The sequence below is a fragment of the Shinella sumterensis genome (genome assembly GCF_004514425.2).
In the GTDB taxonomy this organism is placed as follows: Bacteria; Pseudomonadota; Alphaproteobacteria; order Rhizobiales; family Rhizobiaceae; genus Shinella; species Shinella sumterensis.
The window spans coordinates 774,856-791,645 of the sequence record NZ_MYFN02000001.1 but is presented as its reverse complement, the minus strand read 5'-3'; the positions used below and the strand labels follow the sequence as shown (position 1 = coordinate 791,645).

Genomic DNA, 16,790 nt, shown 5'->3' with positions numbered 1-16,790 from the left:
GGTTCCTCCTCCCATGCGGGCCTTTCGGGCACCCGCTTTCCCATTTATTCCTCCGCGCGTCTCTCCCGGCCGCGGCGGGCTCCTCAACCCGCCAGCGACTGCCGCTTTCCCTCCAGAAAGCGGTCGAGTGCCGCGATATCTTCCGAACGCATCTTCAAACCGAGCTTGCTGCGGCGGAAGACGATGTCCTCGGCGCTCTGCGCCCACTCCTCCCGCACGAGATAGTTCACTTCCGCTTCCGTCAGGCCGGCGCCGAAGGTCCTGCCGAGATCGGAGAGGCTCTTCGCATGGCCCAGCACGAGGGGAAGCCGGCTTCCGTAATAGGTGAAAAGCCGCCTCAGCTGCTCTTCATTCAGGAAAGCATATCGTGCGCGTAGCGCGGCAAGCTCTTCCTCGAAGGCATCGATCGCGAAGTCTCCGCCCGGCAGCGCGGTCCTGCCCGTCCAGCCGGCATGAGCCGCAACGGCCTTCGCCTTGTCCCGTGCAAGCAGCGGCTCAAGCCTGTCCATCACAGCCTCGGCCAGCCGGCGATAGGTCGTGATCTTGCCGCCGAAGATCGAGATCAGGCCGATACCGGCCTCCTCGTCCACCTCGATCACATAGTCTCGCGTCGCTTTCTGGGCAGCACTCGCGCCATCGTCGTAAAGTGGACGCACGCCGGAATAGCTCCAGACGATGTCATCTGTCGTCAACGGCCTGTCGAAGCAGCGGCTGACCGCATTGCAGAGATAGGCCTTCTCCTGCTCCGTCGCGGAGAACTGGTCGATATCGCCATCAAAATCGCGATCCGTGGTTCCGACCAGCGTGTAATCGCCCTCATAGGGAATGGTGAAGAAGATGCGGCTGTCGCTATTCTGGAAGATGAAGCAGCGATCGTGCGCATAGAGTTTCGGCACGACGATATGCGATCCCTGTACAAGCCTGACCTTGCCGCGCGCCGGCCGACCCGCGGTGCGCGAGACGATGTCGTTTGCCCAGGGACCGGCGGCGTTGATCAGCGTGCGCGCCCGGATCGTGCGCTGGTGTCCGCCGAGCGAGACCGTCACGGACCAACCGTCCCCATCGCGCTTCGCCGCCGTCATGGCTGTGTGCGTTTCGATCACCGCGCCCAGTTCGCTTGCGGCCTTGGCATTCATGACAACGAGACGGTTGTCCTCCACCCAGCAGTCGGAATATTCGAAGCCCGACTTCAGCGACGACGCCAGTCCTTCACCGAGCGCCTGCCCGGCCAGCCGAACGTTCGTCGTCCCGGGGAGACGCACGCGCCCGCCGATATGGTCGTAGATGAAGAGACCGAGGCGAAGCTGCCATTTCGCCCGCATGCCGGGCATGTAGGGCAGCACGAAGCGCAGCGGGCGAACGAAATGCGGTGCGATCGCCCAAAGCCGTTCGCGTTCCTGCAAGGCCTCACGCACCAGCTTGAACTCGCAATGCTCGAGATAGCGCAACCCGCCATGCAGCAGCTTTGTGGACGCGGACGACGTCGCACCGCCGAGATCGCCTTTTTCGCAGAGATAGACATCGAGCCCGCGTCCCGCAGCGTCGCGGGCGATACCGCACCCATTGATGCCGCCGCCAATGATCGCGATGTCGTAGATCTCAGGCATGGGCGCGCTCGCGGATCTCGGAGGGCCGGACAGCCAGCAAACGGGACGCGATCTGGACGAACCCCTCGCCGCCACGCTCGGAGGCGACGAATGCCGGCAGCGCAGTCTCGCCGCCGGCGAAGTCGGTCACGTTCGCCACGCCGCAGGAGTTCGGAAAGAACGAGAACATCGGGCCGTCATTCGGGCTGTCGCCGGTGAAGATGAACCGCGCCTTATCGGCGTCGAGATCCATTCCGAGCACATCGGCGGCGAAACGCCGCGTCATTGACAGCTTGTCATAGCTGCCGAACCACCCGTTGACGTGGATGGAAGACAGCTTCGCGACGGCGCCTGCTTCCTTGAAGAGAGCCAGTACGCGTTCCACTTCGCTCTGCGGCAGCGGTTCGACATCCTCGCAAACATCGATGGCAAGGTCGGCCTCGCGGTAGAGTTGGTCGGAGGCGATGCCTGTACCGGGCACTTCTTGCAGGATCCGGTCCCGCAAGGCATCGAGCTTCCGGCGATTTTCGCGACGTTCCTGTTCAGTGGCGAAGAAGGCCTGGCGCATCTTTCGCGCCTCGCGATCATAGGAAAAATAGAAGGCGCCGTTTTCGCCGACCACGCCTGCAACGGGCCAGAAGCGGGCAATCATGTCGCACCACCCGGCCGGCCGGCCCGTGATGGGCACCACGGCGAAGCCTGCGCGCGCCAGCGCCTGCAGGGCGGCGTAAGGTTCGGCGCGAAGCTGGCCTTCGGAGGTAAGCGTGTCATCGATATCGGTGAGGACGACCTGCACTTGTGTCAGCAAGCTATCGGAAAGTTCATCGAGTGGGCGCATCAGCATTCCTCCTCGATGAACTGCTCGAGCACGCCCATATCGGCTGCCAGGTCGAGCATGGAATAGCGGTTGCGCATCTCCTTCGAATAGCGCACCGCATCGCGATAGAGATCGCGGTCGATGCAGATCTCTTGCGGGGTCGCGCCGCCGCCGGCGGCACGGATATGCGCAGCCAGGGTGGCCGAGGGGATCGCCATCTGCTGGAGGGTTCGACGCAACTGCGGCCAGAGCGCCTCCAGTTGTGCGTTGAACCTGTCCGCGGAGGCGGCATCGAGAACCTTGGCGCGTGATGCAGCAAGGCAATGGTCGACCGCAGCGGCGGGATAGCGCGCCCGGATGTCCGCTTCGTCAAAACGGGTCGGCCTGATCTGGGGCGCTTTTTCGCTCGCCAGGATGATCTCCTGAAGCCGTGCCATCGTCACGGATGACACGCCGACCTGCTGGCCGTGCACCGTGCCGGGATGACGCGCGCCGGCAAAGCTGTCGATCCAGTGGGAAATCTGGTGTTCGCCCATTGAGCCCGGATGGCTCATGCCGGTCACGCTGATTCCGATCCCGCCAAGGGTCAGGATGCGGTGCAGATAGCCTATGGCGTCATGCTCACGACGGCCCAGTCCAGCGGACCTCGCCAGCATCTCCCTCTCATCCGCTTCCTGTAAGACGTAGGGAGACGTGGCATAGGCCGTCCTGAGCATGACATGGGAAAAATACCAGTCCACCTGCGCCGTCGAGCGGCAGAGACTGTCGCCGAAACCGGCGGCGATCAGGTACTGCGGCGCATTCGCGCTGACCTCTATATCGAGGAAGACGCCCTTGGCGGCATGTGCGTTCAGCGTTGTCTTCAACCCGTTGTCGAGCGTGATGGATGCCGTCGTCGACGTGTAGCCGTTCATGGACGGCGCGGTGCCGAAAACGCTGTAGTCCTTGCCATCCAGAAATGTCGTGTATTTGCACAGATCGTTGATTGTGCCCGATCCGACAGCAATGACGGCGTCGGCGTTGCGGGTTTTCTCACGAAGCTCGCGGATCGCGGCTTCGTCGGCATGGGGGTGCTCGAGCACCACGGTCGTTGCTCGCCCGCCGAGGCTTCGGGCAACGGCATAGCCGAGCGCGTCATAGGTATCGGCATCCGCGACGACCGCATAGGTCGAGGCCGGCATCACGCTTGCGACATAGTCGGCCTCGCCGCCCCGCACGCTTTCCTCGATGAAGATGGCCTTGAAGGGAACCTCGGCGGCGACGCCGGTATCCGGATCGATCCACCGTCCGGCACTCACGTCGCGAATAAGCGTGTTCCAGTCTTGCCACCCGACCGGTCGTCGGGCGGCGGGTGCCGCATGCAACATCATGTCCTCCCAGACTTGTTGATGGCATTTTTCATTTGTGGATGCAAAATGTCAATAACATTTTTCATGATTAGTTGAATTTTGCCATTCGCGTTACAGCCCAACGCGGGCGGAAACTGGACTTGCAGCCTAAAAGCTGCCAAATGAAAGGAAGGGAGACCCACGACGCAGATGCAATCCGAACACCCCCAAGACCGTATTGGCCGAAAAAAAGCGCCGCCCATGCAATTCGGCGCCGATCTGCCCTTGTGGGTGGCGTGGCTTTATTACGAAGAAGGCCTCAAGCAGGACGAGATCGCCACACAGCTCGGCATATCACGCTCCTCGGTGTTCAACCTGCTTCAGAAAGCGCGCGATGAGGGGATCGTCACGATCACAATCGACCCGACCCGTCTCGAGCGCGCCGACCTATCGGTCGAGCTGAAGGAGAAGGGGCAGCTCGCCGAGTGTTATGTCCTGCCCTCATCGTCGGGCGGAGCCGCGCTTTCCGAACAGATCGGGCGGCTCGGGGCACGGATTTTCGAACAGAAGTTGGAAAAGGACGACGTCGTCGGCGTTGCGTGGGGGCGCACGGTCATGGCGTTGTCGAAGGCGCTTTCACCGACCAGCATGCCAGGCGTCACAGTTGCCCAGGTCACCGGCAGCTCGATAGCAACCTACGACTTCTCCCCGGAATTGTGCACGTCCAACATCGCCGCGCGCCTGAATGCGCGCTGTGTCAACCTGCACGCGCCGGGTGTCGTGTCCAACGCGAAAATGAAGTCGCTCCTCATGCAGGAGCCCATCGTCGGACAGCATTTCGACCTTCTGCGGCACTGCACGAAATCGCTCTTCGGCGTTACCCACATCACAGGCCCCACCCTGCTGGAAGATACCGGCGTCATGACGGAAGAACTGCTTCGGCAGTATCAGGACAAGGGTGCGGTCGGCTTCGCCTCAGGCTACTTTTTCGACATCGACGGCGCGATCATCCGCACAGGTTTCGATGACCGCCATCTCGTCATGCCTCTCGACGATTTCCTGAATGTGCCGGAACGCCTTTGTATCGGCGGCGGCCCGGAAAAGGTGGATGCGATCCATGGGATGCTGAAGGCCCGCATCGCCACCATCCTGATAACCGATCAGGAAACGGCAAAAGCCGTTTGCGCGAACCTGAGCGTCGGCTAGACCAGAGCGGTCTTGCCTCGCGCGCAGTTTGAGTACCGCATTGCCAGATGCAGTATCCGCACCGCTTGCAACGACGTATCTGCGATATCCCGCCGCCCCAATAACATGATTGCAAAACTCAGCTTATTATGGCTATCAGAGTCACCAACGGCAATTCAGGAGTGCCGGTGTCCTGCGAAAAGACATGCTGGACCGTGACGGAAGGCGCTTGGCGGGCATATGGGCAGTCAGGGACGGGATACGCGCAACGAAGCCTATGTGGCCTATCGCGCCGAACTGGTGCGGTATGCCACGCCGATTGTCGGTTCCCGGGAAGATGCCGAGGATATCGTGCAGGAGGCTTTCGTGCGCTTCGTGCCGGAGGCGGCGGATGAGCCCTCGCGGCTCAAGTCCTACCTCTACCGCATCGTGCGCAACCTCGCCTTCGACACGAGGCGGCGGCGCCGGCTTGAGGCGCGCGGACATCCCGACGATACGCCCTGGTGGGGCCTGCCGCAAAACCACGACACACCCGAGGAACAAGTTCTCTTGTGCGATCGGGTTCGTCAGGTCGAAGCCGTCATGGAGACGATGCCGACACAAAAGCGCATGGCGCTCGAAATGCATCGTTTCGGCGGCTACCGCATCGAGGAGATTGCGCGCCATCTTGGTGTTTCGACATCGAGCGCCCATCGGCTGATCCAGTCCGGGCTGGCCGAGCTGCTGAAAAAGATACTCTAGGAAAGAGAAATCGTATCCGTTCCTGAGAAAATCTCCGGAGCTATTCGTCTTATAGGTGACGAGTACATTCGCGAGGGCGGCTTCTGCGGGTACAGGCGAGACGAAGGCGATGACCGGCATGCGCGATACAGGAACGGACATACCCCAGGCCATTGCCGAAGAGGCGGCCGGATGGATGATTGCCCTGCAGGAAGAGCCGGGCGACCACCTCTGCCGGGACAGGTTCGAGCATTGGCTCGACCAGTCCGAACAACACCGGCAGGCGTGGTCGCGGTTGCAGGTCGCCTGGCAGGCCCTCGGCGCAACCGTCCCCGTCCTCAAGGAGAGCTGGAAGGACGCCGCGCACGCCTCGGCCTCTCCGAGACCCTACCATCCGCGCCGCGCAGGCTTGGCACGTCGCGCTGGTATGTTCGGGGCGGCAGCCGCCGCCTTGCTCTGTCTCGCGTTCATCGTCGGGCCGGCCATCATGCTTCGCATGGAAGCCGACTACAGGACGCAGACCGCCGAAAGCCGGACCATTACACTGGAAGACGGCAGCCTCGTTCACCTTTCCGGTGCGAGCGCCATTGCGACGGATTTCGCAAACGGGCGCCGTGCCGTGCGTCTCCTTGCGGGTGAGGCCTTTTTCGAGGTCACACCGGATAAAAACCGTCCCTTCACCGTCGACGCCAACGGCGTCGAGGTCACGGTTCTCGGCACGAAATTCGATGTCCAGACCGATGGCGATCTGACCGTCGTCGCGCTGGCAGAGGGTTCCGTCAAGGCATCTGTCGGCCGGGATGCGCCGGCGGAATTCCTCGCGCCCGGCGACCAATTGACGGCCAACAGCGCCACCGGCGAAGTGTCGCGCGCGACAATCCCGGTTTCCGATATCGCCACGTGGCGCGACGGGAAGATATTCGTGGTGGATGCCACGATCGGCTCCGTCGTGGAGCAGATCCGCCGCTATCACCCCGCCTGGATCTCACTGCCCGACAGCACCTTGGCCAGCCGGCGGGTGACAGGCTTCTACGACCTTCGCAATCCCGATCAGGCGCTACAGGCGCTCGTGATGCCCTATGGCGGCAAAGTGCGACGCGTCTCGCCGATAGCGCGGCTCATCAGCCGCTTCTGATAATAAAAATATGACTGAAATAATCAAGGTTTAGCGTAAAGTACGAAAAAAGCTGGGAAAAAATCCGCAGCTGTCCGTCTTTCCGTTGAGTGCCGCATGAAGCGCGCTGCAACGAAGAGACGAAGACATGCATACCACATACCCGGTGACGCCGCTTGCGAAAGGCAACGGAACCGTCCGCTCCCACACGGTATTTCTCGCGACGACGGCGCTCGCTTTGATGTGTGCGTGCGCACCAGCACTGGGACAAAACGCGCAGACGACCGAAAGCGCGTCCGAGGACAGTGCAACGGGCACGGCACGTATTGCCTTCAACATTCCGGCCCAAACACTGGCCAATGCCGTGGGTGCCTTTGGCCGGCAATCCGGCCTCCAGGTCACCCTTTCTGCCACGCAGGCGGGAGACATCCGGACGAACGCTGTTGTCGGCAGTTTCACACCGTCGGAAGCCCTTTCGCGCATGCTTGCCGGCACCGGCATACAGGGTCGTGTCAGCGGCAGTTCGGCCATTCTGAGCGGCGGCGGCCAAGCGTCCGATCTCGGCGCGACCGATGGCTCGACGGTGCTGGAAACCATCAATGTGGGAAAAGGTCCGCGGAGCGCCTCCAGCGGCGCCGGTTTCCAGGGCACACCCGACTGGGTCTACGAGACGCCGGCAAGTGTCAGCGTCGTATCGCGCGAGGCCATCGAGAAGAAGCAGCCGCGCAACGCCTATGACCTGTTTTCCGGTGTCTCCGGCGTTTCGGTCGCCGGTGCGGCGCAGAACCCCGGTGTTGCCATCAATGTGCGGGGCTTGCAGGACCAGACCCGCGTCACGACGACGATCGACGGTGCGCGCCAGAACTTCCAGCAGGCGGGACACGGCTACACGTCGAATGTCTATGTCGATCCCGCGCTGATCAGGACCGTGGAGATCGACAAGAATGCCGGCGCCGGTGTCGGCAGCGGCGGTTCGCACGGCGGCGTCGTGGGCTTCCGAACACTGACGGCCGACGATGTGCTTCTCGAAGGCCACAATGCCGGCGGCTGGATCGACGCGACCAGGGGCACCAACGCCTACGAGTTCTACGGCTCGGCAGCGCTCGCAGCCCGTACCGACGACGGCATCGACATCGTGGCGGCGCTCAGCCGCAAGAACCTCGACACCTACCAGATCGGCAAGAATGGAACGCTGGAGGGCAATCCCGGCGGCGACAAGCCCGTCTTCACCGGCTCGGACACCACATCCGGCCTCATCAAGGCCGGCCTCGACCTGGAAAACGACCAGCGCATCGAGTTGGGCTTCGTCGGCTACGATGCACGCTTCACGACCAGCACCGCGCTCGCCACGAACGAAAACACCAACCACGTGCGCAATCTGACGGGCACGCTGACCTATACCTACAATCCCGACGATCCGCTGTTCGACCTGAAAGGCCAATTGTGGTGGAACCGGACGGAAAACCGTCAATGGCGCTCGGGCCGTAACGACTATGGCGAGTTTGATGTCGACTACGGATTGAACACCTATGGTCTCAGCCTGGAGAACACCAGCCGGGTCGCGCTTCCCACCGGCGAGCTTTCCTTCCATTACGGGACGGAAATCTTCCTCGACCGCGCAGACACGGGGGTCCTCAACAGGGACCCCGGCGATGCAGGCAACGCCTGGTGGTTCAGCGGCCCCAACCCGACGGGCGAGCGCTGGCTTTCGAGCACGTTCGCCACGGCAAAATACGAGCATGAGGATTGGTTGGAAGCATCCTTGGGTGGACGCTACGATTACTACAAGATCAAGGGTTCATCGCGGATCGACGGCGGTACGGAGACATACCTCGTCGACCCCGGTGTCTGCCGCGTTTACTGGCCGCCAAATCGAAACAACGGCGAATGCCGAATTTGGGTGACGCGACCGGTTTATGGCGTGCGAGACATCGTCCACGATATCGCCCTCGACCATTCCGCAGGACGCTTCTCACCGGAAGCACTGGTTGCCGTAAAGCCATGGAACGGCGTCCAGATCTTCGGGAAATATGCCGAAGGCTTCCGCCCCGGAACGCTCGGCGAAATGCTGTTGGGCGGCTCGCATATCGGCAACCTGATGGACTATGCGCCGAACGCGAACCTCAAGCCGGAAACCTCGCAAACGTGGGAGGCGGGCATCAACATCACCGCCGACGACCTGCTGGCCGGCGGAGACAGCCTGCGGCTCAAGGCGGCCTACTTCGACAAGACGATCGCAAACTACATTGCGCTTGGAACCGTGAGCGGAAACCCTGCAGCTGGCGGCCAGGTCAGCAGCTACTACGCCTATACGAACCTTATCGGCGATTCACGCCTGCGCGGTGTCGAGATCGAGGGCAACTATGACGCCGGCCCCTACTATGCCGGCGGCTCGTTTACCTACACCAAAGGTGACTTTCCCAAGACATATAGCGACAACCCCTGGGGCAATCCGACGTCGACGGGCAATGGATCGATCCTCTATGTATCCGTTGCCCCGAAGTACCGCTTCACCGCCGATGTCGGCGTTCGGTTCTTCGATGACAGGCTGAATGTCGGTGCGCGCGCCAACCGTGTCGTTCCCTCCGACCAGATCGGCCTGTTCGCGAGCAGCTACAAGGCCAAGCCCTTCACCACCTTCGACATCTATGGCTCCTGGGATTTCAACGAGAATGCCTCGCTGCGCTTCGCCGTCAACAACCTGACCGATGTCGCCTATGTCGACCCGATGAACTCATCCGATTTTCCAGCACCCGGCCGCACCGCGACCCTGTCGCTCAAGGTCAGGTTCTGATCCCGCAATCGCGCCGGTTCACACATGACCCGGCGTGAGACCAGCCGCATCCATGGTCCGGATGCAGCTAACCCCTAGAAAGGAAAACAAATGGCAACGATCGATTTCAATGACGCCAACAACGACGGCCTTGGCATTGACTTCCTCGGTTATCTGGAGGCGTGGGACGCGAGCTTCACGCCCGGTTACTATGGCTTCTTCTCCACCAATCCGGTCGATTTTTCGGGTAACCAGTTCGCCGTCGCCGACAGCAACAGCGCGACGGTCGGTGGTGTGGGCAGCGCCGACACCGTGGTGCTCGATTCCGGCAGCGCGGGCGATCTCTATTACGATATGACGTCGCACGTTCTCGCGGGCGCCGTCGATGGCGCGACCTTCGGCCGGGGGCTCAGCTACAATTCCGGCACGGACACCTTCTCGCAGTCCTCATGGGACATCGACATCAACGGCCTCGGGCTGACCGGCACAGGTGCCGCAAACCCGGTGCACAATTTCGTCTACGGCATCATGCAGGGCAATCCGGCAAACCTGATCAGCGTGCTGAACAGCCAGAACAACACGTTCAACGGAAGCGCGGGCGACGATGTGCTCTACAGCTTCAACGGCAATGACACGCTGACCGGCAATAGCGGATACGATACCTTCATTTTCGGTGGTACCGATGGCAACGACGTGATCACCGACTTCAATGCCGCCGAAGACATCATCGATATCTCCGCATGGGCGGCCGGAAGCGCACTTTCCGTGACCTATGCCTATGATGCCGCCAGCGGCCTCTACGACGCCACCATCACGGATGGCGTGAACGGCAGCATTTCCGTCCAGGACATTGCGAACAATTCGCTGGTCAGCGGCGTGAACCTGTTCGTCTGAGAAGTTTGCTGTAGTGTTGGTAGCCCCACAGCAGGCCCCGTCGCAGTCTCTGACTGCGGCGGTCGCCTCACCTCTCAGACGAGCATCCCTGGGGATAGCGCTCATCAGCGGCGTGGTCAACGTTCTGGCGCTGACCTCGCCGCTCTTCATGCTTCAGGTCTATGACCGCGTCCTCGCAAGCGGCAGCGTGCCCACCCTCGTTGGGCTCGCCATCCTGGCGGCAGGGCTTTACCTGTTCCAGGCAGGGCTCGATATCGTCCGGGCGCGTGTCCTGTTGCGCATAGGCGAGCACGTGGACGGCGTGCTGTGCGGCCCCGTGCACGATGCCGTCGTGCGCCTGCCTCTCGTTGCACGCATGCCGGGCGACGGGCTTCAGCCTTTGCGCGACCTGGACAATGTCCGCGGCTTCCTTTCCGGACAGGGCCCGACCGCCTTCTTCGACCTGCCCTGGATGCCGCTCTATCTCGGCATCTGCTTCCTGTTTCATTTCTGGATCGGCGTGACGGCGCTTGCCGGTGCCGTCGTGCTCGTCGCCCTGACCATTCTCGCCAATGCGCTGTCGCGGAAGCCCGTTCGTGAGAGCATCGCCCACAACATGGCCCGCAACGGTCTCCTTGAAGCCACGCGCCGCAATGCCGAGATCGTGCAGGCGCTCGGGCTTTCCGGAAGGTTGGAAGCGCGGTGGCGGCGGGCGAACGCGGACTATCTCGCCGCCAACCGCCGAGCCGGCGATATCGCGGGTGGCCTCGGCAGCCTGTCGAAAACCTTGCGCCTGATGCTGCAATCGGCGGTGCTCGGCGTTGGCGCCTGGCTGGTCATCGAACAGCAGGCGACCGGCGGCATCATGATCGCGAGCTCCATCATGGTGGGGCGGGCGCTTGCCCCGGTCGACCTGGCGATCGCAAGCTGGAAACCCTTCCTCATGGCGCGGCAGAGCTGGAAGCGCCTGCAGGATCTGTTCGGGAAAATCCCGCCTGTGCCGGAGACGATGGCTTTGCCGGCACCACGCCGGGACCTCCGTGTCGAGAACGTCACCATCGTGCCGCCCGGCGAGAAGCGGCCGACGGTGGCCGCTGTCGGCTTCCAAATTCAGGCCGGCAGCGCGCTCGGCATCATCGGACCCTCCGGCTCCGGCAAATCGACGCTTTCGCGCGCGCTTGTCGGCGCATGGTCCGCAGCGGGCGGCAAGGTGCGCCTCGACGGCGCCAGTCTCGGCCAGTGGAACCGCGAAGCACTCGGGCGCCATATCGGCTACCTGCCGCAGGGCGTCGAGCTGTTCGACGGCACAATCGCCGAGAACATCGCGCGCTTCGAGGAGGATGCCGACAGCGAGGCCATCGTCGCGGCTGCCCGGACCGCCGGCGCCCACGATCTGATCCTGCGCTTCGAGGAGGGATACAAGACGCGCATCGGCGAATCTGGCTCTTCCCTTTCAGCCGGGCAGCGCCAACGCATCGGGCTGGCGCGGGCGCTTTACGGCGATCCGTTCCTCGTCGTGCTGGATGAGCCCAATGCCAATCTCGATGCCGAAGGCGAGGCCGCGGTCGTGCGCGCCATTGCCTCGGTGCGCGAACGCAACGGCATCGTCGTCGTGGTTGCGCATCGTCCAAGCGCCATCGGCGTGGTCGATCAGGTCTTGATGATGGAGGGGGGACGCCAGAAGGCATTCGGCCCGCGAGACGCCGTCCTCGGACAGGTGCTGAAGCCTGCTCACGCAGGCAGAAACGGCTTTGCCGCGACCGGCCATGGGATCATGCCGCTGCGCGTCGTCGCAAACCCCGCGAAATCCGAAAAACACAGCGAGCCGGAAAAGACAGATGGCGACACCTGACGTGACAACCGTAACCCGCTCCATCCGCCTTCACCTTGCAGCGGGCCTTGCGCTGGTGGGCCTGCTTGCCGGCGGCGTCGGCGGCTGGGCGGCGACGACGCATCTCGCCGGCGCGGTGGTGGCGTCCGGCCATTTCGTCGTCGACTCCTATCCCAAGAAGGTACAGCACACCAAAGGCGGCATCGTCGGGGAAATCCGCGTGCAGGAAGGCGAAACGGTGAAGGCCGGCGAGATCGTCCTGCGGCTCGATGCCACGCAGACCCGGGCCAATCTTGCTATCGTCACGAAGCGGTTGAACGAGCTTCACGCCCGCCTCGCACGCCTTGAAGCCGAGCGCGACGACAGGGCGGCCATCGACTTTCCGCCGGACCTGAGCATGGACAGCACCGATCCCGACATCATCTCGGCGGTCAGGAGCGAAACCCGCCTTTTCGAATTCCGGCGCGAAGCACGCAACGCGCGCAAGGCCCAGCTCGCAGAACGCATCGCCCAATATGAGCACGAGATCGAAGGGCTGAAGGCGCAGGAAACGGCCTATGCCGGCGGGCTTACGGTGCTGCGCACCGAAATCGCCTCGCAGGAATCACTTCACGACAAGGGCGTCGTATCGGTCCAGCGTCTCAACAGCCTGAAGACCCAGGCAGCGACCTATGACGGCGAGCGCGGCGAGAAGATCGCCTACCAGGCGCAGACGCAGGGCAAGATCACCGAGACGCGGCTCCAGATTCTTTCCATCGACCAGGACATGAAGACGGAAGTCGGGCGGGAACTGCGCGAAATCCAGGGACAGATCGGCGAATTTGTCGAGCGCAAGGTGGCCGCCGAAGACGAGCTGAAGCGCATCGATATCCTGGCGCCGCAAACGGGCATCGTGCACCAGCTCGCGGTACATACGGTCGGCGGCGTGGTCAACCCGGCCGAAACGATCATGCTGGTCATCCCCGAGGGGGATGATCTCGCACTTGAAGTCCGCATCGCGCCGCGCGACATCGACCAGATCCAGCCCGGGCAGCGCGCAGTCCTCCGGCTCTCGGCGTTCAACCAGCGCACGACGCCGGAACTGTCGGGTCGCGTCTCGCGCATCGCCGCCGACCTCACGGTCGAAGAAAGGACCGGCCTCTCGTTCTATGTCGTCCGCATCGCTGTGCCGCATGAAGAGATGCAGAGGCTCGGTGGTCTCACGCTGCTTCCCGGCATGCCGGCCGAGGCGATGATCCAGACCGGTGAGCGCACCGCCCTCTCCTATCTCGTCAAGCCGCTTGCCGATCAGCTCAACCGCGCCTTCCGGGAAGAGTGAACGGCCTTATTGGGCTCGGCTTGTCACCACGCACCGCGTTGACAGCGAAATGCCTTTGGCGAAGGCGTGTGCCGGCTCATCGCATGCCGCAGCGCAAAATTTCAGCGAATGAATGGCGATCCTGCGCCGTCTTCCCCATGGCAGACAATAACAGAACCACTTCAGGCATATCATGACGTTTCCGACAATAAAGCTTCCCGCCCGCCCCCTTGCCATCAAGCGTGGGACGATCTCCACCCCGTTTGTCTATTACTTCTCCATCCCCATCCTGCTGGCGATCGCCGTCTTCATGATGATGTCGGAGGCGCCGGGCATTCTGCGCGACTACACGATCAGCCAGAATCCGGTTTTCGTCGACGGCATGATCGACGGCAGCTGCAAGACGCGGAAAGCTGTCTTCACGACTTGCGAGGTCGATCTTTCCTACGAACAGGGCGGCCAGCGCTACGACAAGGATGTCGAGATCATGTTCGTCGACATCCATAGCGGGGATTATGAAACGGGCCTTGTCGTTTCGGGCGATCACCCCGAACTCGCGACGATCACGCTCGGTCTGGACATGCTCTGGAACCGGATCATCACGCTGTCGGTCTTCACCGTGCTGCTCGGCGGCGGCGGTCTTGTGATGATCTTCATGCTGCTGCGTTTCTGGCGCGTCAGCGGCCAGCTCAGCAAGCCGGCGCCGCTCACGGTGGTCCCGGTTGAGATCACCGGCATGGATACGAAGCGCAATCGCCTCAACGTCACCTATGCCGACCGCGTCAGCGAGCGGAAAACCAAACGGGTCGCCTTCACCCGCTTCGAACGCGGGCAGGAGCCGATCATCGTCGGCGATGCCGGCAGCAACCTGGTCGCGCTTGCCGTCTGGCACGGCAACACCTCGCTCCCCGTCCTGCTGGATGACCGCCTGGAGCGGATCGAGATGACGGAGCAGGAACGCGCGGCCGCACTCGCGCCGCTTCACGAACTGGCGCAGTCGACCGACCACGCGTCCGCCACCAGCCACGTCGTGCCGGAAAAGCAGGGCATGTCGCTGGCACGCAGGGCGGGCGGTTTCGCGCTCGTCCTTCTGCTGCTTGTCGGCGGCATTTTCGGCTATTGGCTCTGGTATGTGACCAGCGCGCCGTCACAGTACAATTCACCTGGAATGGACATCAACAACATGATGCCCGAGGCGCTCAACAGGTGGGGTTGCGACCAGCTGAAGAGCCGCTTCGGCGACGGCAACGCACCGTTCGGCTGCACGGCCCCCGACCACATCAGCTGGAAATGAAGGCAGGCATTCACCCCACGCCGACGCGTTAATCGTTTAAGCACGGTCGGTGTCATCGATAAACAAGGCGCAGCTGCATAGGCTGCGCTTTTTTCTTGCCGACGGGACGGCGCAGCAAAACACACCGTTCGTTTCAAACGGCCGGGCAGAGCTTTATCTATAATGCGTGTTGGGAAAAGGATGCTGCGTCCAGGCGCGAAAGGCCATAGCAGTCTGGGACCTCAGATCGACCGAGATCGGGATACGGACGCCGGATGAACTCCGGCGTCCGTAAAATCAATTAGATAACGCGAACGTTCTCAGCCTTGGACTTACCGGTCTTGCGGTCCTGTCCCATGTCGTAGCTGACGCGCTGTCCGTCGCTCAATGTGCCGCCCTGAACTGCGGAGATATGGACGAAAACGTCGGTTCCGCCGTTTTCGGGTGTGATGAAGCCAAACCCTTTGTCGGTGTTAAAGAATTTGACTGTGCCGTTCGCCATGATTTATCTCCAGAATTCAGCGATGGACGATGGGGCGCAAACCTACAGGTGCATGGCCGCAGCCGCAATACCCTCATTTGCTTTGAAGCAAGCAAATAGTCGTTTTCTCTCATTTTGCCGGCAATCGCTTATCTACACTATACACCGCAACGCCAGAACCTGTGGGATTTCGGTCAAATTCCGTACGTTCGGCTAGCGCAACCCAGCTTTCCCCTTGGCAAAACGCCGGAAAACGATCAAACAGGCGGGTCTCTTCGTCTGGATGCAGCCGTTACGGCCATGTATCGCAGAAGCCTTCCTGGATCGTCCGAATGCGCACGCCCCCGATTTTCGCCGACACGACACCGATTCCCGCCACCGCGGGCAGGATATCGTCATGAGCGTGGGGCTGATTGACTCGCGGCCGCTTGCCGGAATCGCACTCGCCTCGGCCGGCTATGCCTGCTTTGCGCTGCAGGACGCGCTGGTGAAGTGGCTGGTTGCGACCTACGAAGTGCCGCAGATCCTCTTCATCCGCAGCGTCGTGATCGTGCTGGTCTCCGGTGTGCTGATACGCTTCTACCGTCATCCTTCGATCTTGAAGAGCCCCTATCGTGGAACCGTCGTGCTGCGCGCCGCGCTGATGCTGATCGCATGGCTGCTCTATTATAATGCCGCGCGCTATCTCGGGCTGGCGGAACTGACGACGCTCTATTTCTCCGCGCCGATCATTACCGTCTTTCTGTCCATCCTCGTCCTGAAGGAAGCTGTCGGGGCGGGCCGGTGGATAGCCTGCGTGGTCGGTTTCGCCGGCGTGGTGATTGCAGCAAATCCGTCGCACTCCCCCAACCTCATCCCCGCGGTCATGTGCCTCGTCGCCGGCTTCTGCTGGGCCTGGAGCACGATCCTCATCCGCCTGGTCAGCCGCAGCGAAAGCACGCTGACGCAGATGTTTGCGACCAGCCTGCTGTTCGGCCTCGCCTGCGCGCTGTCGTTTCCCTGGATCTGGCGCACACCGGATGCGGAAGGCTGGGCGCTGATGCTGGCGCTCGGTGTTATCGCGACGATCGGACAGTACCTGCTTTACGAGGGGTTCCGCTATGCGCCGGCATCGGCACTTGCGCCGGTGGAATATACCGGGCTCATCTGGGCCTTCATCTATGGCTACGCGATCTGGGCGGAAATCCCGGCCCTGAACGTCTTCATCGGCGCGATCTTCATCGTGACGGCAAGCCTTGTGCTGGTCTATTGGGAGCGGCGTAGCGACCTTATCGCGAAAAAGCGGCTTATGTCATGACACGCCGCGAGCGCTCGGCGCGCGGGAAACATTACAGGCATGTCATGTGTCGGCGGCCGAGCCTGAATACGGCTGCGGGGCCAGTCCATTGAATCCAAAAGACATTTTTCGCCAAGGCCGACGCAACGCTCCGCGAAATCGGCAATATTTTGGCAAATCCGCCCTTCGAAACTTTATTTAATTGTAACATGACCCCGCGAGCCGGGTGGACCTAT

13 protein-coding genes are annotated in these 16,790 nt (G+C 62.1%); 9 read left to right on the top strand and 4 right to left on the bottom strand.

Annotated elements, in window-relative coordinates; genetic code table 11:
* Nucleotides 1-83 precede the first annotated feature (83 nt).
* Genes glpD through B5M41_RS03705 form a run of 3 tightly spaced genes read right to left on the bottom strand, consistent with a single transcriptional unit; the run spans nucleotide 84 to nucleotide 3,770 of the window.
* Nucleotides 84-1,607 carry a glycerol-3-phosphate dehydrogenase gene (gene glpD, locus B5M41_RS03715; RefSeq protein WP_134652573.1) on the bottom strand — a complete coding sequence of 508 codons (1,524 nt, stop codon included), beginning with the start codon at nucleotides 1,605-1,607 and terminating at the stop codon, nucleotides 84-86.
* Nucleotides 1,600-2,424 carry an HAD-IIB family hydrolase gene (locus B5M41_RS03710; protein ID WP_134652575.1) on the bottom strand — a complete coding sequence of 275 codons (825 nt, stop codon included), beginning with the start codon at nucleotides 2,422-2,424 and terminating at the stop codon, nucleotides 1,600-1,602. The genes glpD and B5M41_RS03710 overlap by 8 nt, the downstream gene beginning before the upstream one ends.
* Complete coding sequence (locus tag B5M41_RS03705) at nucleotides 2,424-3,770, bottom strand: sn-glycerol-1-phosphate dehydrogenase (RefSeq protein ID WP_134652577.1); 1,347 nt, start codon at nucleotides 3,768-3,770, stop codon at nucleotides 2,424-2,426. Before B5M41_RS03705 ends, B5M41_RS03710 begins: the two co-directional genes overlap by 1 nt.
* A 222-nt stretch (nucleotides 3,771-3,992) precedes the next feature.
* Here B5M41_RS03705 and B5M41_RS03700 point away from each other — a divergent pair, with 222 nt between their 5' ends.
* The 8 genes from B5M41_RS03700 to B5M41_RS03665 all read left to right on the top strand — a co-directional run bounded on the left by B5M41_RS03700 (nucleotide 3,993) and on the right by B5M41_RS03665 (nucleotide 14,818).
* Nucleotides 3,993-4,937, top strand: a complete 945-nt coding sequence (locus tag B5M41_RS03700) for a sugar-binding transcriptional regulator (protein WP_167719459.1) — start codon at nucleotides 3,993-3,995, stop codon at nucleotides 4,935-4,937.
* Between the two features lie 219 nt (nucleotides 4,938-5,156).
* The gene (locus B5M41_RS03695) at nucleotides 5,157-5,657 is read left to right on the top strand and encodes an RNA polymerase sigma factor (RefSeq protein WP_134652581.1); all 501 of its coding nucleotides are present in this window, start codon (nucleotides 5,157-5,159) and stop codon (nucleotides 5,655-5,657) included.
* Nucleotides 5,658-5,775: 118 nt separating this feature from the next.
* On the top strand, nucleotides 5,776-6,771 hold the full coding sequence (locus B5M41_RS03690) for a FecR family protein (protein WP_230639968.1): 996 nt from the start codon (nucleotides 5,776-5,778) through the stop codon (nucleotides 6,769-6,771).
* A gap of 127 nt (nucleotides 6,772-6,898) precedes the next feature.
* Nucleotides 6,899-9,544 (top strand): TonB-dependent receptor, encoded by a 2,646-nt coding sequence (locus tag B5M41_RS03685; protein ID WP_134652583.1) that lies wholly within the window; start codon nucleotides 6,899-6,901, stop codon nucleotides 9,542-9,544.
* Nucleotides 9,545-9,634: 90 nt separating this feature from the next.
* Nucleotides 9,635-10,417 (top strand): hypothetical protein, encoded by a 783-nt coding sequence (locus B5M41_RS03680; protein WP_134652585.1) that lies wholly within the window; start codon nucleotides 9,635-9,637, stop codon nucleotides 10,415-10,417.
* A gap of 13 nt (nucleotides 10,418-10,430) precedes the next feature.
* Nucleotides 10,431-12,248, top strand: coding sequence for a type I secretion system permease/ATPase (locus tag B5M41_RS03675; RefSeq protein ID WP_413713156.1), 1,818 nt, complete (start codon nucleotides 10,431-10,433; stop codon nucleotides 12,246-12,248).
* Entirely contained in the window at nucleotides 12,235-13,545 is a 1,311-nt protein-coding gene (locus tag B5M41_RS03670; protein ID WP_134648832.1) for an HlyD family type I secretion periplasmic adaptor subunit, read from the top strand. Before B5M41_RS03675 ends, B5M41_RS03670 begins: the two co-directional genes overlap by 14 nt.
* 172 nt (nucleotides 13,546-13,717) lie before the next feature.
* Nucleotides 13,718-14,818 (top strand): hypothetical protein, encoded by a 1,101-nt coding sequence (locus tag B5M41_RS03665; protein ID WP_134648831.1) that lies wholly within the window; start codon nucleotides 13,718-13,720, stop codon nucleotides 14,816-14,818.
* A gap of 280 nt (nucleotides 14,819-15,098) precedes the next feature.
* Here the strand turns inward: B5M41_RS03665 and B5M41_RS03660 are convergent, their stop codons facing one another.
* Nucleotides 15,099-15,299 (bottom strand): cold-shock protein, encoded by a 201-nt coding sequence (locus tag B5M41_RS03660; protein WP_134648830.1) that lies wholly within the window; start codon nucleotides 15,297-15,299, stop codon nucleotides 15,099-15,101.
* A gap of 376 nt (nucleotides 15,300-15,675) precedes the next feature.
* Between B5M41_RS03660 and B5M41_RS03655 the strand changes: the two genes are divergently transcribed.
* A complete protein-coding gene (locus B5M41_RS03655; protein ID WP_134648829.1) occupies nucleotides 15,676-16,575 on the top strand; it encodes a DMT family transporter in 900 nt (299 codons plus the stop codon).
* Nucleotides 16,576-16,790 lie beyond the last annotated feature (215 nt).